24 protein-coding genes are annotated in these 19,170 nt (G+C 66.2%); 15 read left to right on the forward strand and 9 right to left on the reverse strand.

The features are described 5' to 3' along the window. Nucleotides 1–41: 41 nt before the first annotated feature. Both ACOGI8_RS10355 and ACOGI8_RS10360 read right to left on the reverse strand, forming a co-directional pair. Nucleotides 42–269: a type II toxin-antitoxin system HicA family toxin gene (locus ACOGI8_RS10355; protein ID WP_419853726.1), complete on the reverse strand. Its 228-nt coding sequence runs from the start codon at nucleotides 267–269 to the stop codon at nucleotides 42–44. After that, entirely contained in the window at nucleotides 262–483 is a 222-nt protein-coding gene (locus ACOGI8_RS10360; RefSeq protein WP_419853727.1) for a type II toxin-antitoxin system HicB family antitoxin, read from the reverse strand. Before ACOGI8_RS10360 ends, ACOGI8_RS10355 begins: the two co-directional genes overlap by 8 nt. A gap of 327 nt (nucleotides 484–810) precedes the next feature. Between ACOGI8_RS10360 and ACOGI8_RS10365 the strand changes: the two genes are divergently transcribed. Beyond that, nucleotides 811–1,092 carry a hypothetical protein gene (locus ACOGI8_RS10365; RefSeq protein WP_419853728.1) on the forward strand — a complete coding sequence of 94 codons (282 nt, stop codon included), beginning with the start codon at nucleotides 811–813 and terminating at the stop codon, nucleotides 1,090–1,092. Between the two features lie 22 nt (nucleotides 1,093–1,114). On the opposite strand, the gene ACOGI8_RS10370 is transcribed toward ACOGI8_RS10365, so the two are convergent. Then, a complete protein-coding gene (locus ACOGI8_RS10370; RefSeq protein WP_419853729.1) occupies nucleotides 1,115–1,867 on the reverse strand; it encodes a maleylpyruvate isomerase N-terminal domain-containing protein in 753 nt (250 codons plus the stop codon). Nucleotides 1,868–2,088: 221 nt separating this feature from the next. On the opposite strand from ACOGI8_RS10370, the gene ACOGI8_RS10375 reads away from it, so the two are divergent. Next, nucleotides 2,089–3,267 carry an acyl-CoA dehydrogenase family protein gene (locus ACOGI8_RS10375; RefSeq protein ID WP_419853730.1) on the forward strand — a complete coding sequence of 393 codons (1,179 nt, stop codon included), beginning with the start codon at nucleotides 2,089–2,091 and terminating at the stop codon, nucleotides 3,265–3,267. Nucleotides 3,268–3,288: 21 nt separating this feature from the next. Here the strand turns inward: ACOGI8_RS10375 and ACOGI8_RS10380 are convergent, their stop codons facing one another. Further along, nucleotides 3,289–4,197 (reverse strand): alpha/beta fold hydrolase, encoded by a 909-nt coding sequence (locus tag ACOGI8_RS10380; RefSeq protein WP_419853731.1) that lies wholly within the window; start codon nucleotides 4,195–4,197, stop codon nucleotides 3,289–3,291. 265 nt (nucleotides 4,198–4,462) lie between these two features. On the opposite strand from ACOGI8_RS10380, the gene ACOGI8_RS10385 reads away from it, so the two are divergent. From ACOGI8_RS10385 to ACOGI8_RS10415, 7 genes are all read left to right on the forward strand, one after another. Next, a complete protein-coding gene (locus tag ACOGI8_RS10385; protein ID WP_419853732.1) occupies nucleotides 4,463–4,876 on the forward strand; it encodes a DUF1330 domain-containing protein in 414 nt (137 codons plus the stop codon). Nucleotides 4,877–4,923: 47 nt separating this feature from the next. Further along, complete coding sequence (locus ACOGI8_RS10390; RefSeq protein ID WP_419853733.1) at nucleotides 4,924–6,273, forward strand: LLM class flavin-dependent oxidoreductase; 1,350 nt, start codon at nucleotides 4,924–4,926, stop codon at nucleotides 6,271–6,273. Then, nucleotides 6,270–6,998: a hypothetical protein gene (locus ACOGI8_RS10395; protein WP_419853734.1), complete on the forward strand. Its 729-nt coding sequence runs from the start codon at nucleotides 6,270–6,272 to the stop codon at nucleotides 6,996–6,998. The genes ACOGI8_RS10390 and ACOGI8_RS10395 overlap by 4 nt, the downstream gene beginning before the upstream one ends. Further along, on the forward strand, nucleotides 6,995–7,657 hold the full coding sequence (locus ACOGI8_RS10400) for a maleylpyruvate isomerase N-terminal domain-containing protein (RefSeq protein WP_419853735.1): 663 nt from the start codon (nucleotides 6,995–6,997) through the stop codon (nucleotides 7,655–7,657). The genes ACOGI8_RS10395 and ACOGI8_RS10400 overlap by 4 nt, the downstream gene beginning before the upstream one ends. 135 nt (nucleotides 7,658–7,792) lie before the next feature. Continuing rightward, nucleotides 7,793–8,563 carry a TIGR03084 family metal-binding protein gene (locus ACOGI8_RS10405; RefSeq protein WP_419853736.1) on the forward strand — a complete coding sequence of 257 codons (771 nt, stop codon included), beginning with the start codon at nucleotides 7,793–7,795 and terminating at the stop codon, nucleotides 8,561–8,563. A 44-nt stretch (nucleotides 8,564–8,607) separates the two neighbouring features. Beyond that, nucleotides 8,608–8,970, forward strand: a complete 363-nt coding sequence (locus ACOGI8_RS10410; protein WP_419853737.1) for a hypothetical protein — start codon at nucleotides 8,608–8,610, stop codon at nucleotides 8,968–8,970. Nucleotides 8,971–8,988: 18 nt separating this feature from the next. After that, complete coding sequence (locus ACOGI8_RS10415) at nucleotides 8,989–9,774, forward strand: hypothetical protein (RefSeq protein ID WP_419853738.1); 786 nt, start codon at nucleotides 8,989–8,991, stop codon at nucleotides 9,772–9,774. Between the two features lie 18 nt (nucleotides 9,775–9,792). Here ACOGI8_RS10415 and ACOGI8_RS10420 read toward each other — a convergent pair whose 3' ends face one another. The 3 genes from ACOGI8_RS10420 to mog form a co-directional block, all read right to left on the reverse strand. Beyond that, nucleotides 9,793–10,956 (reverse strand): enolase C-terminal domain-like protein, encoded by a 1,164-nt coding sequence (locus tag ACOGI8_RS10420; RefSeq protein WP_419853739.1) that lies wholly within the window; start codon nucleotides 10,954–10,956, stop codon nucleotides 9,793–9,795. Beyond that, entirely contained in the window at nucleotides 10,953–11,744 is a 792-nt protein-coding gene (gene udp / locus ACOGI8_RS10425; protein WP_419853740.1) for a uridine phosphorylase, read from the reverse strand. The genes ACOGI8_RS10420 and udp overlap by 4 nt, the downstream gene beginning before the upstream one ends. A 95-nt stretch (nucleotides 11,745–11,839) precedes the next feature. Then, nucleotides 11,840–12,424 carry a molybdopterin adenylyltransferase gene (gene mog / locus ACOGI8_RS10430; protein ID WP_419853741.1) on the reverse strand — a complete coding sequence of 195 codons (585 nt, stop codon included), beginning with the start codon at nucleotides 12,422–12,424 and terminating at the stop codon, nucleotides 11,840–11,842. Nucleotides 12,425–12,558: 134 nt separating this feature from the next. Here mog and ACOGI8_RS10435 point away from each other — a divergent pair, with 134 nt between their 5' ends. The 4 genes from ACOGI8_RS10435 to ACOGI8_RS10450 all read left to right on the forward strand — a co-directional run bounded on the left by ACOGI8_RS10435 (nucleotide 12,559) and on the right by ACOGI8_RS10450 (nucleotide 15,917). Further along, nucleotides 12,559–13,638: a FecCD family ABC transporter permease gene (locus ACOGI8_RS10435; protein ID WP_419853742.1), complete on the forward strand. Its 1,080-nt coding sequence runs from the start codon at nucleotides 12,559–12,561 to the stop codon at nucleotides 13,636–13,638. Nucleotides 13,639–13,716: 78 nt separating this feature from the next. Next, a complete protein-coding gene (locus ACOGI8_RS10440; RefSeq protein ID WP_419853743.1) occupies nucleotides 13,717–14,712 on the forward strand; it encodes an ABC transporter substrate-binding protein in 996 nt (331 codons plus the stop codon). A gap of 7 nt (nucleotides 14,713–14,719) precedes the next feature. Continuing rightward, nucleotides 14,720–15,484, forward strand: coding sequence for an ABC transporter ATP-binding protein (locus ACOGI8_RS10445; RefSeq protein ID WP_419853744.1), 765 nt, complete (start codon nucleotides 14,720–14,722; stop codon nucleotides 15,482–15,484). Between the two features lie 13 nt (nucleotides 15,485–15,497). Next, a complete protein-coding gene (locus ACOGI8_RS10450) occupies nucleotides 15,498–15,917 on the forward strand; it encodes a (2Fe-2S) ferredoxin domain-containing protein (RefSeq protein ID WP_419853745.1) in 420 nt (139 codons plus the stop codon). Here ACOGI8_RS10450 and ACOGI8_RS10455 read toward each other — a convergent pair. Both ACOGI8_RS10455 and ACOGI8_RS10460 read right to left on the reverse strand, forming a co-directional pair. Beyond that, nucleotides 15,831–16,274, reverse strand: coding sequence for a Fur family transcriptional regulator (locus ACOGI8_RS10455; protein ID WP_419853746.1), 444 nt, complete (start codon nucleotides 16,272–16,274; stop codon nucleotides 15,831–15,833). The genes ACOGI8_RS10450 and ACOGI8_RS10455 overlap by 87 nt on opposite strands. A gap of 52 nt (nucleotides 16,275–16,326) precedes the next feature. Further along, on the reverse strand, nucleotides 16,327–17,115 hold the full coding sequence (locus ACOGI8_RS10460; RefSeq protein ID WP_419856396.1) for an alpha/beta hydrolase: 789 nt from the start codon (nucleotides 17,113–17,115) through the stop codon (nucleotides 16,327–16,329). Between the two features lie 186 nt (nucleotides 17,116–17,301). On the opposite strand from ACOGI8_RS10460, the gene ribA reads away from it, so the two are divergent. Both ribA and ACOGI8_RS10470 read left to right on the forward strand, forming a co-directional pair. Beyond that, complete coding sequence (gene ribA / locus ACOGI8_RS10465; protein WP_419853747.1) at nucleotides 17,302–17,985, forward strand: GTP cyclohydrolase II; 684 nt, start codon at nucleotides 17,302–17,304, stop codon at nucleotides 17,983–17,985. Further along, nucleotides 17,966–19,153 (forward strand): iron-containing alcohol dehydrogenase family protein, encoded by a 1,188-nt coding sequence (locus tag ACOGI8_RS10470; RefSeq protein WP_419853748.1) that lies wholly within the window; start codon nucleotides 17,966–17,968, stop codon nucleotides 19,151–19,153. Before ribA ends, ACOGI8_RS10470 begins: the two co-directional genes overlap by 20 nt. Nucleotides 19,154–19,170: the final 17 nt, after the last annotated feature.

Here is a 19,170-nt window from a genome sequence, read left to right on the forward strand (position 1 = left end):
GAGGGAAGCGCCGACCTCTGTCGGCATGACATGCGTGTCAACTAGAGCGCTTCTTCAAACTCCGAGCGGGGCACACCTGACTGGCGGATGATGGAGAGCAACGTCCCGATCCGCAACTCCCGGTGATCCGGCACAGGCACTGTCACCGTGCCGTCGGCTGACGACTTCTGCATCGCGACATGGCTGCCGCGGCGCCTGACCTCGACGAAGCCGTGGGCTGACAGGATGCGACAACACTCTCGTCCCGAGAGGACGCGCAACCTAGCCAACGGCGACCTCGATCTGAGTCACATAGACCTCGCCGCGCAACCGCTGGTCGATCTCGCTCGCGGACGCGGTCTCAAAGAACAGGGTCAGGGCTTCTGCCAGATTCTCTCGGGCCTCGTCCACGGTGAGCCCTTGGCTCGCTACATCGACCTGCGGGCACAGAGCCACATAGCCATCGCCTTCCCGCTCGACGATTGCAGTCAAGTGCCTGTTCATCGCGCACCTCCGAGGCTCATCGGGCAGGACCTCAGCCTATGGGCGAGCGCCGGGGTGGAGCGCTTGCCGTATCTCTCGATATCGGTAGGTTTGCGGGCCATGCCGCGTGACGACGACGTACTGCTCGAACTGATAACACGCTGGGAGGCAGACGCTGGCCCGATTGATCCCGAGCACCTCCGCTGGGCTGATGCAGTACTCGATCGACAGGCGAGGCACCGCTCTTCTTCGTCCAGCCTTTCGCCCGCAGCGCCGACTCCGATGGCGGATCAAGGTTGAGCACCCGCTTCGAGGTGTGCTGAGTCTGCAACCAAATGGGGTGACCACATGGGAGATCCCGCCGTCGATCATCGTCGCCGGTTAGCCGAGATCGACGCCGAGCTGACGGCATTGCCAGACGACGCCTTTGCACGCAAGCACGCGCTGCGATCAGAGGCCGATGCGATCAGGAAAGAACTAGCCGACCTCGTCTCCGACGATCTCAGCGAGGCCAAGAGAGAATGGACGAAGCGTTCAGCTCGCAAAGGTTCTCACGCCGAGCCTGACCCGGCCGAACAGGCGGCCCGCATCGTCTCGCCCATCGAGGGCGGAGGAGGGACCGCAGTCTGATCCGGTCCGCGTCGCCACGGGGCTAGTCCCAGGTGCCGAACTGGAAAGCTTCGCTCGGCAGGCTTCGCCATTGCTGCCAGACCTGCGGGTCGCCGTCGGCTACCTCGACACCAACATGAGGGCGGCCCCACAGTGCGAGCAACACCGGGATCGGCGGGCCCTCGATGTCCACTGATGGCGGTGACTCGGACTCGGGCAGGGGCTCGATGGACAGGCTGCCGACCTCGCCGCCGGCATCGATGAGCCGGGCGGTGAGCCCGCCGGGGTCTCGTTCGAGCACGCGGCGCATCGCCTGCAGGAAGAACTGACACGTGTAGTCGGCAGCATCGAGTGCTTGCGCTGGCGTCATGGAGTGCTCGTGGCCTAGTGCCGCCTCGACATCGAGGCGGTGCATGCCGAGCTCTGAGGCCGCATGCCAAGCCCACAGCCGCGGGTTGCCCTCCCCGCCGGTCATCGAGAAGTAGCAGCGCCGGTCGAGGTCGTCAGTGAGTTGGTCGATGGCAGAGTGGGCCCATGCTGCGAGTTCTGCCGTCGATGTTCCGACCGGCTTGCGGCCGGCGCGCTCGTAACCCCGTGCCCGGGACTCGGGGTCGTCGGGTGTTGAGGTGATCATCTCTTCCCACGCGATCCCGACACGGCCGATGTGTGACGCCGCGTTGTACACCGTCCAGCCCGGACAGTTCGGAACCGGCACCGCCTGCTCTTCATCACTGCGGCCGCAGATGTAGTCGATGGCGGACCGCGCTGCCGCGACCCGTTCGGAATGATCAAGCATCGTCCAGTCCCAGCGTTCGCATCCGATCCCCGTCGTCGGCACGGCGCAGATATGCCCGACGCAGTCTGTCAGGCCTGCGGGCGAAGACGAAGTGGTCCGACGGCCACACCACGGCGACTTCGCAATCGCACCCGGCTACGGTGACGGGCGTCGGCCGGGCGAATCACCGAGGGGCGCCCCGGCCGACCTCGCAGGGTTGAGACGAACCGCTGGGGCGCGACATGGCCGACTCTCCAATGAGCTCTGCGGAACTGATCGACGCCGCGAACGAGATCGCCCCGCTGCTGCGCGAGACCGCCCGCGAGGCGGAGCTGGCCCGGCGTCCGCTTGACAGGGTGATCGACGCTGTCCGGGACAGCGGGCTCTTCGCACTGATGGTTCCCCAGGCTTACGGCGGCCACGAAGCCGACCTCGACACCTATTTCGAAGTGACGCTGGCGCTGTCTCGCGCTGACGCCTCGATGGGCTGGCTGATCTCGTTCTACATCGAGCACAACTTCTGGATGTGCGGCTATCCGGAGAGCTTCCAGAAGGAGGTGTTCGCCGAGCGCCAGTTCATCCTGGCCCCTGCCACGCTGAACGCAGGCGGCGGCAGGGCGACCCCCACCGAGGGCGGCTACCGGCTCGACGGTCAGTGGCAATGGGGCACCGGCATCGTCCATGCCGATTGGGTGCTGGTCGGCGCGATGATCGACGAGGGCGACGGGCGGGTGCTGCCGAACTTCTTCGCGTTGCCGCCCGAGGACGTCGAGCCCGTCGACACCTGGTACGTGATGGGGCTGTGCGGCACCGGTTCGTGGGACATCCGCGTCGACGACGTGTTCGTACCCGCTGATCGGGTTGTCTCGATGGTCGGGCTGATGAACGCAGCCGGCGAATCCACCCGGGTTCACCCCGGAGAGCTCTACCGCACACCGCTGATTCCCGTGCTCGGGTTCGCTGCGGGGCTGCCCATGCTCGGCGCGGCCCAGATGGCGCTGGAGGAATACCGCTCCCAGGCCAAGGCCAAGATCGCGGCGAACCACACCGGCATCGGCGGCCCCGAACGCGACCAGGGCAAGCCGGCGATCGCCGCACGGGCCGCGCTGTCGATCGACGCAGCCGAGCTCATGTTCCGCGACGTGCTCGCCGATGTGATGGCCCAGCGCAATAGCGCATCCTTCGAGACCCGCAGCATCTGGCTGTCGCGCCTGACCCACGCCGTGTACATGTGCCGCGATGCCGTGAGGGACATCTGCTCGGTCACCGGCGCCGGCGGCAGCCGGCTGGATAATCCCATCCAGCGGGCGCTGCGCGACATCACGACCGGCTCCAACCACCTCATCTTCGACCGCGAGGTCCGCTACGCCGACTACGGGCGCATCCTGCTCGGCCAGCCCACCAGCAGATTCATGGTGTGAGCCGCCGCTCGACCGGACGGTTCAACTGGGCAGATCGTCGCGGGTGAGGAACTCGCGGATCGCGGCGTTCACCACCGGTGGATCCTCCAAGTGGAGGAAGTGGCCCAGCTCCAGGAACTGGAGGTGCCCGTTCGCGACCTCGTCAGTGACGGTCTCGTATTCGTGGGGCTGCTGACCTGGGTCCTTGGCACCCTGCAAGAAGAGCACCGGCATCGTCATCCCGGCGAACAGGCCGTTCATGCGGTCCTCGAGCTCGCGGTCGAAGCCGGCAGACACGAAGCTGGCCGACATGCCCTCAGGCACGCCCGGCTGGGTGCTCTCCTCGATGATGCGATCGATGTCCTCACGCGCAATCGGCTTCGCGACCATGGGCAGCCCGTGCGGCAATGGGTCGAGCCCGAATGCCATCCGCTGGATGACCCCCTGAGAGAGCAACTCCGCGCCCATCGGGCTGCGGAACAAGTCATGCGGCGGGACGGGCTCGGAATGGGGCCGGTTGCCTGACTGCTGCATGCGGACATAGCGCCGGATGCGCTGCGCCATGCCGGGCACCGAGCACAGGTGGTCGGCGATCACCGTCCCCCGATCATGTCCAGTGAGGAAGAACCGATCGAGACCCAGCGCGTCGAACACTGCGGGCAGCTCGGCTGCCTGTGCCGCGTAGTCGTAGTCGCTGTCGAGACGGGTGTCAGATTGGCCGTGGCCCTTGAGATCGAGTGCGATGGTGAAGAAGTCGTCGGCGAGGCCGGCCACCTGGTGGTGCCACGCGAAGCACGTCTCAGGGAAGCCGTGCAGGAAGACAATGACTTCGGAGTTCTCCGCATCGCCCGCCGTGATGGCATGCCAGTTCAAGCCAGCCGCCTCGAAGAATCGATGCCTGATGACATCGCCGTTCCACAGCGTCTCGACTTCGCCGTCATGGTTGCTCATGGTGATTCTCTTCTCTGTGGGTGCGAGTTCGGCTAGCTGCCGACCGCGATGTCAGTACCATCACAGTCGAAGGCGTCGGCGCCACGACGCACCGCTGCGTGCGCGTGTCTGACCACGATCATCCCATCGCGAACTACGCGCCTCGCTGAAGCACGTCTGGGCCATCTTGGCCACCGGACGCAGCGGCGGCGGGCGCATTGCGCTTCACTGAGGGGGCCCGCATCGCACGACCCGTGCGACTGCCCCGAACCGACAGCGAGGTGCCATGCCTGCAATGCAGCCGACCGCCGACCAGTTCCGCGCCTTCCGCGATGACCCCCACGACGGGCCCATCGCGCAGGTCAACCTGTTGAAGTTCCGGGTGAAGGCCGGCTACGGGCCTGATGAGCCCGAGCACGCCAACGACGAGTCCGGCGTCGCCGCCTACCAGCGTTACGTCGATGCCTTCCGGGCTGCGGCCGCCGAGGTCGGCGGGAGCTGCCTGCTCTACGGCCACGCTGAGCGCTACTTCATCGGCCAGGGCGACTGGGACGCCGTGCTGATCATGCACTTCCCCAACCGGGCTGCGTTCATTCAGACCCTGAACCATGCCAACTACGCCGAGATGCACCGCCACCGCGCAGCCGGACTGCTCTGCCAAGACCTGCTGACCACTCGGCCGGCCGTAGCAGCCACCTAACGGACGGCGCACCCGCCCACGAACCGCGATTGACAAGCCGGAACGATATGCACCTGAGCGCGTTCATCCAGGCATCCCCAAATCATCAGATCAAGGGGATGTGGAAGCACCCTGCCGACGAGACGTCGTGGGGCTACCGGACGCTGAGCTGGTGGCAGGACCTCGTGCGCACCCTCGAGCGAGGCTACTTCGACGGGATCTTCTTCGCCGACGTGCTGGGCACCTACGACGTGTACGGAGCGAGCCGCGAGGCTGCCTTGCGCGGCGCGGTCCAGATCCCCGGCATCGACCCCACGCTGCTGATCCCGGCGCTGGCGGCATGCACCGAGCACCTCGGCTTCGCCGTGACTTTCTCCACCAGCCACCACGCCCCGTACCACACGGCCCGGCTGTTCTCGACTCTCGACCACCTCACCGGCGGCCGTGTCGGCTGGAACATCGTGACGTCGTACCTGTCCGATGCCGAACGTCAGGGGCTGGGCAAGATCCTCCCCCACGACACCCGGTACGACCGCGCCGACGAGTACGTCGATGTCTGCGTGAAGCTGTGGGAGCAGAGCTGGGACGAAGGGGCGATCGTTCGCGATGTCGAGGCCGACACCTTCACCGACCCGGCCAAGGTGCACGAGATCGACCACGCCGGCGAGTGGTTCACGGTGGAAGGCCCGCACATGGTCGAGCCTTCGCCTCAGCGCACGCCGGTGCTGTACCAGGCGGGGAACTCGGCACGCGGCGTCGAGTTCGCGGCCAACACCGGCGAGGTCGTGTTCATGTCGGTGCCGGGCAACGACAAGGGCGCCGCCGTCGTGGCGTCGCTGCGCGAGCAGGCGGCAGCGGCCGGCCGCGACCCCGAGCACATCAAGGCATTACAGGTGGCGCGGGTGGTGGTTGCCGAGACCGACGCAGAGGCCCGGGCCATGCGAGACGCGTGGTCTCGGCTGTTCTCAGTCGACGGTTACCTGGCCCTGTTCTGCGGGTGGACGGGCATTGACGTGGGCGGCCACCCGCCCGACACGCCGATCGATGACATCGAGGCGAACGCCATCCGCACCCAGGTCGAGCGCTGGAAGCTGGAGGACCCCGACAAGGTCTGGACCGTCGGCGATGTCGCCCGGCGGCTGTCGGACACCGCCGGCGGGCTGGGATTCGTGGGTTCGCCCACCACCGTGGCCGATCAGCTGGAGGAGTTCATGGAGACCACCGGCGTCGACGGGTTCAACGTGACGACGGCACCCGTCCCCTGGGGTTTCGAGCAGATCGTGGACTATCTCGTGCCCGAGCTCCAACGGCGCGGCCGGTTCCGCACCAGCTACGAGGGCACCACCTTCCGGGAGAACTTCTTCGGCCCCGGCCAACGACACCTGCACCCCACCTACCCCCGGAGGCAACCCCGATGACCGTGGTCGACCATGAAATCGTCGAGATGCCCGATGATCCGAATGTTGGCGCCATGCCGCCCTACCGCCGCATTGTCGGGTGGGTGCGAGCCGAGGTCGACGGCCTGACGCCAGATCAACTCGATTTCGACGACGCCAGCCCAGACAAGGAGTGGATGTGGTGGTCGATCCGCCGTCAGGTCTCCCACATCGCATGGGACTCGCTGGTGTTCACCCACCGCAGATGCGCCCACTTGCTCTGGCCCGATGGCGACGAGCCCGAACCGGTGGTGTGGAAGCACCACCATCTCGGGCCCGACATGAAGTACGACCGGATGCTCGACGAGGACCTCTACTGGGAGGTCCCCGATCTCATCGAGAAGATGGAGATCGGCATCGGCTGGCTGGAGCGGGTGGTGAGCGAGAACTCCATCGAGCAGCTCCGCGCCGACACCACCAGCATTCGAGGCACGCACTTCTGGTCCTATGTCATCACCACCCTCGCTCGGGGAGCGAGCGCCGACCCGGACCGGCCCGGCTACATCCGTTACGACCTCGAAGGGTCGCTGTGGATGGTTTTCTACGAGCTGCTCACCCACATCCGCACCATCCAACGGCTCAAGACCCATCAAGGCATCGCCCTCAACGTCGAGTTGCCCCGAGTGGGCTATCTCCGCCTGCCGGAGTACTGGGGCGACACCGACGCCAACGGACCATCCATGAAACGACTCGAGGTCAACCCATGACGCCTGCCGCCGAACCGTCGAACGACTCGGCCCGCGTCCGGGCGCTCGTGGTCGAAGCTGTCGCCAAGGCGGCCGATCTCATCGCCACCCGCGCCACCGCCGAGCGGTGGGACCAGCCGTCCGCGCTTGAAGGCATGACGGTCGGCGCACTCTCGGCCCACCTTGTACGCGCCGCCGGCGCCACGATCGCCTACCTCGACCGCACCCCGCCCGACCGGCGCCCAGATGGCGATCTGCTCACCGCGGTCACCTACTTCCACGCCGCGGTCGACTCCCCCATTCACGACCAGATCAAAGATGTTTCCGCCACCGAATCGGCCATCGGCCACGAAGCCACCGTGGCCAAGTGCCGCCAACTGGCCGCCGACCTCGAAACACGACTGGCCGAGGAACCCGATGATCGTCTCGTCGCCGCGCTGGGAGGCCGACTGCTCACCCTCGACGACTTCTGCTGCACCAGGCTGATCGAGGTTCTCCTCCATCTCGACGACCTTGCCGCCAGCATCGGCCAACCCCGCCCAGCCACCGACCCAGAGGGCGCAGCAATCATCATCGACATCTGCATCAACATCGCCCGGGATCGCAACGGCGACTGGGGCGTGCTCTACGCCCTGACCCGAGCCGAACGCTCAACAGGAACCGTCTTCCCCGTCTTCTGAACCTCATCCCACAACGCACACGCCACGATCACTCCTGAGTTGCGCGCGTTGCTGACCTAGGGCCACCGGCAGGGCGGGAACTGGTGTCGACGCTGACCAGGGACTTCGCCCCGAGCGCCGCTCTAGCATTCGGTCGTGGATCAGATTTGCGACGATCTCGAAGCCGAGACTGAGGCCCTGACCGCCGTCGTCGGCCACCTGAACGAAGAACAGTGGCGTGCACCTACTGTCGCCGAGGGCTGGGACAGCCACGAGACCGTCCTGCACCTCGGCGCTGCAGATTGGCTCGCACATCTCACGCTGACCGATCCGGCGTCGTTTGCCGTCGCTCAGGGCCGAATGTCGAGCGGTGAGGCATCGCTCAACTCGATGGTCGGCCCAGAAGTGCGGTCTCTTTTGGGAGCTGATCTGTGGCGGTGGTTCCTCAAGGTGCGTACCGACATGATCGACGCACTGCGCCGGCGGGATCCCAAGGATCGCATTGCCTGGGTCGGTCCGGAGATCGGAGCGCGGTCGATGGCGACTGGCCGGCTGGTGGAGACGTGGACGCATTCCCACGATCTGGCCGACACTTTCGGCGTCGAGTATCCCCAGACCGACCGGTTGCGCAACATTGCACACATTGGCGTCATCACCCGCGACTTCAGTTACGTCAATCGAGGATTGACACCGCCGGTCGATCCAGTTCGAGTTGAGCTCACCGGCCCAATGGGAGACATCTGGGCCTGGGGACCCGAGGATGCTGCCCACCGGGTATCTGCCACCGCCTATGAATTCTGCCTGGTCCTGACACGGCGTCGACCGCTGTCAGACTCCGCCGTCCACACACAGGGCCGCCTCGCCACCGAATGGATGGAGATCGCTCAACCGTGGATCGAACCGCCGCGGATCAGCGATATGGCCTGACGCCAATTCGACTCGAGGAATCCAAGGCACTGCGACGCATGAACGTGAGCGAAGAAACCCCCACTGAGCTTCAGGCTGCTGCGGAGGCCGCGCTCGAGTGGATCAACGCAACGCAAGAAGCGCACTTCGAGATCACCGGAGTCATCGACGCCGAAGACACCGTGGCACGAGCGCAAGCGGGTTCCTTCGAACTGGGCTTGGTGCTGTGCGACGGCGACGTCTGTGCCCGTGAGCAGGTGGTGATCGAACGATCAGCCGAAGGCTTCCGAGTGTCGGCCGCCGAAGTCGACGATCCGCTGATCCCGCCGCTGCTCGACCCGCCGATCGGGGTACGCGCCGGATGGCTCAACGCCCAACTCGACAAGCACAAGTTCGTCGTGTTGGTGTTCTACCGCGGGTTGTGGTGACCTCCATGCCGCCGCGAGTTGCGCGGCTTTGGCAAATCGGGAGTCGTCGAGGAGATCCGGGCTGCTGGCGGCGAGATCTTCGCCGTCACCAGTGAGCCCCAGAGTCTCGCGAGCGAAGCACAGGACACATGGGAACTGGAATATCAAGCGGTCGGCGACCCGCACCACGAGATCCTCGAAGACTGCCGTGAGAATGGCCGGTTCGATCTCTACATCGGCGACACCGGAGTGCTGGAGCGACACTGGTCTTCGCATCCGAACGGCATCTTCCAGGCCGGGCTTCTGGCCCTCAACGAGGACCGACGAGTGCTGTACCGGTGGCACTGTCGCCCGACTCACCAGAACCGTGGCGGCGCCTCCGGTCGAGTCACCGCGTCGCATATGTGGTCTCGGATCCGAGACGGGCTAGCCAGCGACACCGACGCCCCATGGGATACCGATCCCCCACTCGACGCCCCAGAGGCCTTCTGGCCGTACTTCGTGGCTCAGCTGTTCGCCCATGGATGGTTCATCAAGCCGAAGCGGTTCCCGCTCGGCCGACCCGACGACAAGCCGTCCGCTCGCATATCCGCGATGAAGCCACGACTCATCGGCTTCGCCGCGGCGTGGGCCATCTGCTTTGTGCTCCTGCCGGCTCGCCGGGTCCTGCTCGCTCTGGTCGGCTACGCCGTGGCCATCACACCGGCTGTCCGCAGGGTGAACCGCGAGTTCCAGCACGTTCCCGCCGGCCGCATGCCCGAGCCCGGCGGGCGAAGCCTCGGCACCGAGCCCCTGAAGCCTCACTCTCAACAGCCGAGTCGCTGAGACGAACGGCGGGTCGGGTTACTCGAAGGTGCGTCTGGCTGTTTCCCAAGCGCTGATCTTGTCCCAGTCGTACTCCACTCCGAGTCCCGGGCCGGTGGGTACGGCGACGCATCCGTCGGGACCCACATCGTCGAGGCCCTCGCCGTAACCGTCTGCGTAGATCGGCGGCTGCAGGCAGTTCTGCGATGTGTCGGGATTGACCAGTCCGAGTTCGTAGAACAGCGTGTTGGGGATGGCGGACATGCAGTGCCGGTGCATCGGGCCGGCCGTGTGGAGCTGAACATCCATGCCGATGGCGTCGCAGAAGTGGGCCAGCTTCATCGTGCCGGTGATGCCGCCGTCCAGCTCGGGATCGATGTGCATGATGTCGGTGCCACGAGCCAGCACGAAGTCGGCCTTCTGCTCGAATCCCCGGATGTGCTCGGCGATGAGCATCGGAGTGCGTACGAACTCTCGCAGGCGCTTGTGCGCGGCAGCGCTCGAGGAGGCATCGCGGTAGGGGTCCTCGTACCAGAAGAATCCCAAGTCGTCGCACGCCCGACCGACTTCTACGGCATCCATGAATGACACCAAGGACGATGCGGGGTCGTTCATCAGCTTCATCGAGGACCCGACACGATCGCGGACCGCTGTCATGATGCCGATCTCGTTGCTCACGCTGCCGTCGAAGAAGCCGTGAATCTTGTACGCCGGCAATCCGCGCTCCTGGCATTCCTCGGCGAAGTCTGCGTACTTCTCGATGCTGTCGAGGCCGCCGGGCGTCTGCTGGCCCGGAGTCGTGCTCGCATATGTCGGCAACCGGTCCCGGTACCCGCCCAGCAACTGGCTGATGGAGGCGCCGTACTTCTTGCCGGCGAGGTCCCACAGGGCGGTGTCAAGCGCTGCGATGCCGACCTTGTCGAAGTGCCGGAACTGGATTTTGAGGAGTTCGAAGATCCGTTCGCGCTGGGATGGGTCCCTGCCGATCAGCAGCGGCGCCATGTCGCAGACCTGCGCCATGGCGTGATCCGTAGCGCCGTAGTGGGGTGCGTAGCTGCCCGTGAGACCGTCGTCGGTCTCGATCGACACCATGAACTTCGAGACGCTCGTCTCTGCCCCCGGTGAGTGGGTCCAGATCGTGGGCCCAACGTCGCGGAGCTGATACGTGTAGGCCTGAACGACGATGCGGTTGATCTTGCTCATGGTTCACCTCGGTGAGATTTCTGATGAAGCAGACGGCGGGCGGCCTCGACGACCACGCCGACAGCCCGCTCCTCGGTGGCAGCGATGCGGGCCTCGTCGACGACGGCCTCGGACTCGGTGCGTTGGGCGATCACCCCGGCGACGCACCCAGCCCGCCAGCCGTTGGCCGCGCACATCGTGAACAGCGTCGCCGACTCCATCTCGTAGTTGAGCACGCCGATGCGGCGCCACTCGGCCAGGCTGCCCCGCAGCCACCCGACGACATCGCCGGCCACCGTGTCGTAGCGCTCCTGGCCGGGATAGAAGGTGTCGCTCGAGGCCGTGATCCCCACCTGATGAGGGGCGTCGAGGGCGACCGCAGCATCGACCAGGGCACGGGTGCACTCGAACGAGGACGCAGCCGGATACTCCAGCGGGGCGAAGTGCCTGCTGGCCCCGTCGAGGCGGACCGCCGCCTGGGTGATGGCCAGGTCACCGATCCGAAGATCAGGCTGGATGGAACCGGTGGTGCCGACCCGCAGGAACGTCCGCACGCCGAGCTGGGCCAGCTCCTCGACCGCGACCGAGGTCGACGGCCCGCCGACACCGGTCGAGCAGACCGCCACCGGCTGGCCTTCGATCGACGCCTGATAGGTCGTGAACTCCCGGACAGAGGCCAGGTGCGCCGGCTCGTCCATCGTCTCGGCGATCCTCGCTACCCGAGCGGGGTCGCCCGGCACGATCGCCAGCGTGGCCCCGCCCAGATCGGCGGCGGACACGCCCAAGTGCATCACCCGCTCGTCACCCATCACCCGACCCTATTTCTCAGCCGCGCACGACACCGCCGCTGGGATATCGGAAGCCGATCCCTGCCGAGATGCCCCGCTGTCGGCGGTCTCTGCCGTTAGTCCACTGCGGCTGGTCGGATGGCTGAAGCCGGCCGGAACGCGTCGATGTGCTCAGAGTTGGTCGAGATGTACGGCCCGCCGATGAGGTCGACGCAGTACGGGACTGCGGCGAACACTGCGTCGAGGCACTCTGCGATTGCCTTGGGCTGACCCGGCAGGTTGATCACCAGGGCGCCGTCGCAGATGCCCGCTGTCTGGCGGGACAGGATCGCTGTCGGCACTGCCTTCAGCGAAGCGGTGCGCATCGCCTCGCCGAAGCCGTGCAGCATCTTGGAACAGGCTGCCTCGGTGGCCTCAGGGGTGACGTCGCGCAGTGCCGGACCGGTGCCGCCGGTGGTGAGGATAAGACAGCATCCCGCTGCCGCCAGCTCCCGGATCGCCTGGGCCACCTGGTCCTGCTCGTCGGGAACGAGCGCAGCCTGCCCAGACCATTCCGAGGCCATCACACGCTCGAGATAGTCACGAATCGCCGGTCCGCCCCGGTCTTCGTAATCGCCGCGGCTGGCCCTGTCCGAGACCGTGACGATGCCGATCAGCGCGTGCGTCGAGAGGTTCTGCGTTCCATCGGAGGTGCTGGTCACGCCGAAACGGTACCGCTCGATTGGGAATGAGTGCCATTCCCATACGCCCATCCCCATTGCGGCCGCAGAGCAGAACAAATCCACATACCGGCACGAAATGGGAATCGTTCCTATTCCTGTTATGATCCCCCGCCGTGTCTCTCCTCCAGGCACCAAGTCGCGCCCCGGCTGCGTCGCACGACGGCTGGGCATGGAGTCGCCGGCCCACCCTCATTGCCCTCACATCGCTCACCGTTGTGTCGGTGGTGGTCGCCATCGGGCTCGGTCCGGTCGGCGTAGCGCCCCCGACGGTCCTGAAGATCATCGGGCACCACATGATGGGCCTGTTCGATGCCGAGAGCTGGGCCCGAACCGACGACGCAATCATCTGGCAAGTGCGCCTGCCACGGGTGCTGCTCGGCGCCATCGTGGGTGCGGCACTCGGGGTCGTGGGAGTGACACTCCAGGCCCTCGTGCGCAACCCGCTGGCCGAGCCGTACATCCTCGGCGTGAGCTCGGGTGCATCCGCCGGCGCAGCCGCGGCGATCCTGTTCGGAGTCGGCTCCTGGCTGGGCCGAGAATCGGTGTCGCTGATGGCGTTCTTCGGCGCCCTCGGCGCCCTTGCGCTCGTCTTGGCGCTGGCCCGTTCCTCCGGTCGCATGACGCCGTCGCGGATGCTCGTAGCCGGCGTGGCCGTCGCCTACCTGCTGAGTGCCGTCACCAGCCTGCTCATCCTCTTCGCCCATAGCGAGTACGGCGCCCGGGCGGTGATGTTCTGGCTACTCGGCTCGCTCGCGAACGCCGACTGGTCCACGCTGCCCATCGGCTACCTCGGCATGGGGGCCGGCATGATCCTGGTGTTCTGGTGGCGCCGCCGACTCGACCTGCTGGCGCTCGGCGACGAGACAGCGATGTCGAGCGGCGTCGATCCGGGGCGTACCCGGCTGCAGCTCGTGGTCGTCGTCGCGATGTGCGTCGGCTTCGCCGTGTCGCTGTCGGGCGGCATCGGATTCGTCGGTCTCGCGGCACCTCACATCGCGCGACGGATCATCGGCCCGATTCACCGCCATCTCATCCCGGCATCCGCAGCGTTCGGCGCCCTCATGCTGGTCTGGGCCGACGTCGTGGCTCGCATGGTGTTGCAGCCCCGCGAGCTGCCCATCGGCGTCGTCACCGGCGTGCTCGGCGCTCCTGTCCTCGTCGCGCTCGTTCGAAAGCTCAGTCACAACACCTGAGCGCGCCCGCGCTCGTGCAAGCCCCCCTCCCTGAAAGGAAACCCCCCAATGAATCCCCCTATGAACAAGGAAACCCCTATGAAACGGTTAGCAACTTGGCGTCGAGCGATCGCATTGCTCGTCGTGGTCGGATTTCTGGCTGCGGCCTGTGGAGGAAGCGATGACTCCCCCACCGCAGCAGCTCAAGACGACAGCTTCCCGCTGACCTTCACCAACTGCGAAATGGAATTCACCCTCGACGCCCCGCCTGAGCGGGTGATGCTGATGGAGGCCGCGGCGCCCTCGCTGCTGTTCGCCGCCGGCGCCATGGACCGGGTGATCGCCCGCATCGAGAACTTCCCGGAGGAGTACTACACAGCCGAGGAGTTGGCCCTGCTCAACGACATCCCGGCGTTGGTGGCCGAGCACACATCGACTGGCGGTGTCGAGATATCGGTGGAGGCAATCATCGACCACGACCCCGACATCGTCATCGGCTATGACACCGTCACCCTCACCCACGACTCGCTCGGCGACGTCGGCATCCAGCTCTACGTGATGCCCCCGTTCTGCGACAACCCGCCGACGCCGTCGTTCGAGAGCATCCTGGACGAGGTCCGCTTCTACGGAGAGCTCTTCGGCACCACCGAGACCGCCAACGCGAGCGCCGACGCGCTGGAGGCCGCCGTGAACTCCGCAGCCGATGCGCCGGTTGCCGACGGCCAGACCGCTGCTGCGCTGTATGTCAGCTCCGACGGCAGCGCCATCTACGCCTACTCCTCGCTCGGCATGGTGCATCCGCTGATGGAGGCCCTCGGCATGACCAACGTGTTCGCCGAGCTCAGCGAGCGGGTGCCCGAGGTCTCAATCGAAGAGGTCATCGGCCGCAACCCCGAGATCTTGGTGCTGCTCTATGACGACTTCGGCCTCACCCCAGATGAGATCAGCGCACTGGTCACCGATCTCCCGGGCGCCGGCAGCATCACTGCAGTCGAGCAGGGCGCGGTGTATCCGCTCCTGTTCAACTGGGCGGAGCCTCCGACACCGCTTGTGGTGAAGGGCCTGTCCGAGCTCAGCGACCAGATCACCGAATAACGAACCCGTGATCACGGCGACCGGCATCGACCTACGGCTCGGCGCCGTCGACGTCCTGTCCGGAGCGCAGCTCAGCACGCGCCCCGGGCAGGTCGTCGGCCTCATCGGGCCCAACGGCAGCGGCAAGTCGTCGCTGCTGCGCTGCCTGTACGGCATGCTTCGCCCGCACAGAGGCGCCGTTCTCATCGACGACGTCGCGATCGGGTCGATGTCGCAGCGCTCGATTGCCCGTGCGGTCGCCGTCGTCACTCAGGACACCTCAGCCGACGGGATCGATATCTCGGTCGGCGAGTTCGTGCTCTTGGGACGCCACGTTCATCGCAGCGACTATCAGGGCTTCACCGACGACGACCGCAAAGCCGTGCTTGACGGGCTGGACATGGTGGACATGTCGAGCTTCGCCGATCGCAGCATCCACAACCTGTCAGGCGGGGAACGCCAACGGGTGCTGATCGCCCGGTGCATCGCGCAGCAGAGCCCAGTCATCCTGCTCGACGAACCCACGAACCATCTCGATGTGCGCTACCAGCACGAGGTGCTCGCGCTGGTCCGGCACCTCCAGATCGACAGCATCGTCGTGCTGCACGACCTCAACCTGGCCAGCCGCTACTGCGATCATCTCGCCCTGCTCGACCACGGCAGCGTGGTGCAGCAGGGCCGGCCCGACGACGTGCTGCAAAGCGAGGTGCTCGGACCCGTCTACGGCATCGAGGTGCGACGACTGGCCGATGGGCCGCACTCCCACTTCGCGTTCGGCCCTCTCTCGACGTGATGGGCAGCGAGCGATGAACGCCACGCCGAACGGCTGGGCTTCGGGTGCTTCCGTACGTGTGCAGGTCTGCCGCGGCTGTTGCTGCGGAACCGAGCGAAAGCACCCCGAGACCGATCACGACGGGCAGCTCGCCGCGATCTCGGCCGTCGCTCGAACTCGCGTGGTGGACTGCGTGGACGAGTGCGCCTACTCCAACGTCGTGATCGTCCGCCGCAGCGACGGGACATCGATGTGGCTTGGCGGCATCAACGACGCAGCGCTCACTGATGCGGTGTGCGAATGGCTTGTCGACGGCGCCACGCAACCGCCGCCTCCGGTCCTTCAGTCGAAGGTCTTCATCCGCAAGTCAAGTGCAGTCGGGGCAGATGCCGAAGACGTCGAGCCGGTGAGTGTTCGGCTGGAACCCGCTGGTGTCCAGCGCATTGTCGAGTGATGTCTGGAGGCTGCGTTCGTCCGCAGCGGGCATGAAGAAGTCGTCGACCGTGCCGCACACGGTGCAGATGGTGTGGTGGTGGCGGCCGATGATGTCCTCGGAGAACTCGTAGCGAGTCGGGTCATCGATCCCGACAACACGCCGGACGATGCCGACACTCTCGAGGTCGGCCATGTTGCGGTACAGCGAGCTCTGGGTGAGGCGAGGTCGGAGCTCGAGCATCTCGGGGATGGTCGCCGGCCGAGCGGCGCGAACGAGAAGCTCCACAAGTTCTCGCCGACCCTTGGTGTACAGCTGCCCGGCGTCATTCAGGCGGGCCGACACCAATTCGTGAGTCTCGGCGAGTCGCTCGCCCATCAGCACATTCTACCGAGACCGGTTGCGCCGGCTTGAAGGCTCGACACAGCGTCTATGCGGTGACCCGGGCAACGAATGAGGCGATCTCATCGATCACCTCGTCTCGGTTCGTCTCGTTCACCAGTTCGTGGCGGGCGCCCTCGTAGAGGCGGACGGTTTTGTCGTTGCTGGGCATCGACTGCACCGCCTCGAGCGAGGTGCGGTAGTCGACAAAGGGATCGTCGGTGCCGTGGCAGAACAGCACCCCCATCGTGAGGGCGCTGACCTGGGCCTGGAATCGGTCCAAGGCGATGACCTCGGCTTCGAGCAAGGGCCGCTTGTACCGGCCCCGGTAGATGAGCGGATCGGTGGCGTAGGCCTCGACTGCGGCGATGTCGCGGGACATGCCCGAGAAATCGGTCGTGGCGGGGGGCAACTCTGGCTGCGCCAAAACCTCCCGGGCCCAGTTCCAGTCGCCGATCACGGCGCCAAGCAGGACGATGCCGGCGATGTCGTCGGGGTATTCCTGGGCGAATCTCGAAGTGAGCAGCCCGCCCATCGAATGCCCGATCATCACCACCGGCAGCCCCGGATGCTCGGCCTGCGCGATGTCGACCAGCGTCCGCAGGTCATCGACCACATGCTCGAAGTCGGTGATGAGCGCCCGCTCGCCGTCGCTGCGACCGTGCCCCATGTGATCCTCGCCGTAGATCACCGCGCCATCGGCCATCAACCGCTCGGCTAGGTGGCCATAACGGGCCGCGTATTCGGCGTAGCCGTGCACCAGCACCGCAATACAGCGCGCCGGGCCGTCGGGGACCCATCGCTCGTAGTGAATCGACCCCTCTGACCCAGCGAACATCGGCACGGGTGCGGTTCTAGCACTCCCGCGCACCGGTGCGACCAGCACATATCCGCAGCTAGAGCCCTCCGGCGAGACGCTCCGGCCCAGGTGACCACACTGCCGCCCGTTGCGGTCAGCATCGTAGGAACGGTTCTCATTCCGGTTAGAGTCCCAATCCGGTTTCCATCGTCGAAACACACCCCCATGAGCACGGCACCCGACGAAACCCCGCACACCCTGGAACGGGTGGGTGAGGCCCAACTCCCCACGAAGCACGGCCTGTTCACGATCTTCGCCTACACCGGAGAGGGCGCAGGCGAGCTTGTGGCACTGGTGTTCGGCGACCCGCACTCGCGTCGCGGCGCGGTCCCGGTGCGGATGCACTCCTCGTGCGTCACCGGCGACGTGTTCGGCTCGTTGCGGTGCGACTGCGGGCAGCAGCTTGAGCTCGCAATCCAGCATGTAACCGCCGCAGGGGCTGGCGCGATCCTCTATCTCGACCAGGAGGGCCGCGGGATCGGGCTCGCCAACAAGATCCGCGCCTACCAGTGCCAAGACGCCGGCTTCGACACCGTGGACGCAAACACGACGCTGGGTTTCGAGGCCGATCAGCGCGACTATGCGCCTGCAGCCTGGATCCTTCGAGACCTCGGCATCACCGACGTCGAGCTGCTCACGAACAACCCCCACAAGGCAGAGAGCCTCCGCGAGCACGGGATCACCGTGGAACGCGTGCCGCTGGCTGTGGTGCCGAACCTCCACAACCACCGATACCTCGAGACCAAGGCCCGCCGACTGGGCCATCAACTTCCCGCCACGAACGGGCACGACCCAGAGTGGCAGCACCAGCAGAGGAATTTCCCGACAGATGAGCACCTACACGCTTGAACCCATGCCGACCACCCTCGTGGGAGAGGGCAGCGTCGCCGATCTCGCCCAGCACGTGAGGGCGCACGGCAGTCGTGCCTTCGTGGTGAGCGACCCGGGCGTGCGCGCCGCGGGCGTCCTCAACACGGTCATCGACGCGCTCACGAAAGACAGCCTCGAGTGGACGGTCTTCGACGACGTCGACCCGAATCCGACCGATGCCAATGTCGCTGCGGGGGTGGAGTCGCTGCGAGGGTTCGGCACCGAGGACGTTGTGATGGTGCTTGTCGGCGGCGGGTCGGTTATGGACTGCGGCAAGTACATCGCCATGGCAGCTCCGTCAGGCATCGAGGACTCGTCGCTTGCCTTCTCGCCCGAGCTCGACGACGCCGACCGGATCGACTTCGCCACGCTGGCGCCCCCGGCTCGGGCCAGTGCGCCGTGCGTGCCCACCGTCGCCGTCCCGACGACCTCTGGCACGGCATCGGAAACCAACGGCGGCGGCCTGATCACCCGGACAGAGGATCATCGCAAGCTGACTTTCAGTCACCCGGACGTTCGGCCGCGCGCTGTCGTGCTGGATCCGCTCCTGACTGTCGGGCTTCCCTCAGGTGCGACTGCGGTGTGCGGCATGGATGTGCTGACGCACGCCATCGAGGCCTACACGTCCACCGCGTCGAACCCCTATGCCGACGGCCTCGCGCTGCAGGCCATCCGGCTCACCGGGCAGTGGCTCCCCCAGGCCGTTGCCGTCGGCAGCGATGTGCAGGCCCGGGCGTCGATGCAGATCGCGTCCCACCTCGCGGGCCGTGCATTCTCGTCGGGCCCGCTGCTCGGGCTCGTCCACGCAACCGGTCACCCAGTCTCGGGCACGTTCGGCGCGGCCCACGGGCAGACGCTCGCCACCATGCTCCCGCACATCATGCGCTTCAACCTCGAATCGGTCTCCGATCGCTATGCCGACGTGGGCCAAGCGCTCGGCGTCGCCCGCGACCCGCTGGCGGCCATCGAGGCTGTCGAGACGCTGTCTGCGACCGTCGGTACCGACCGCAGTCTCAGCGACCTCGGTGCTGAGGCGCAGGACATCGGCGCGCTCACCACCGACGCGTTGCGCGACCTCATCATCTTGAACACGCCGCGCTACCCGAGCCGGGAGGAAGTCCATGCGCTGTACGAGCAGGCGATGTAAATGAGCCAGCACAACCG

The sequence above is a fragment of the Candidatus Poriferisodalis sp. genome, assembly GCF_965204195.1.
Classification (GTDB): domain Bacteria; phylum Actinomycetota; class Acidimicrobiia; order Acidimicrobiales; family Poriferisodalaceae; genus Poriferisodalis.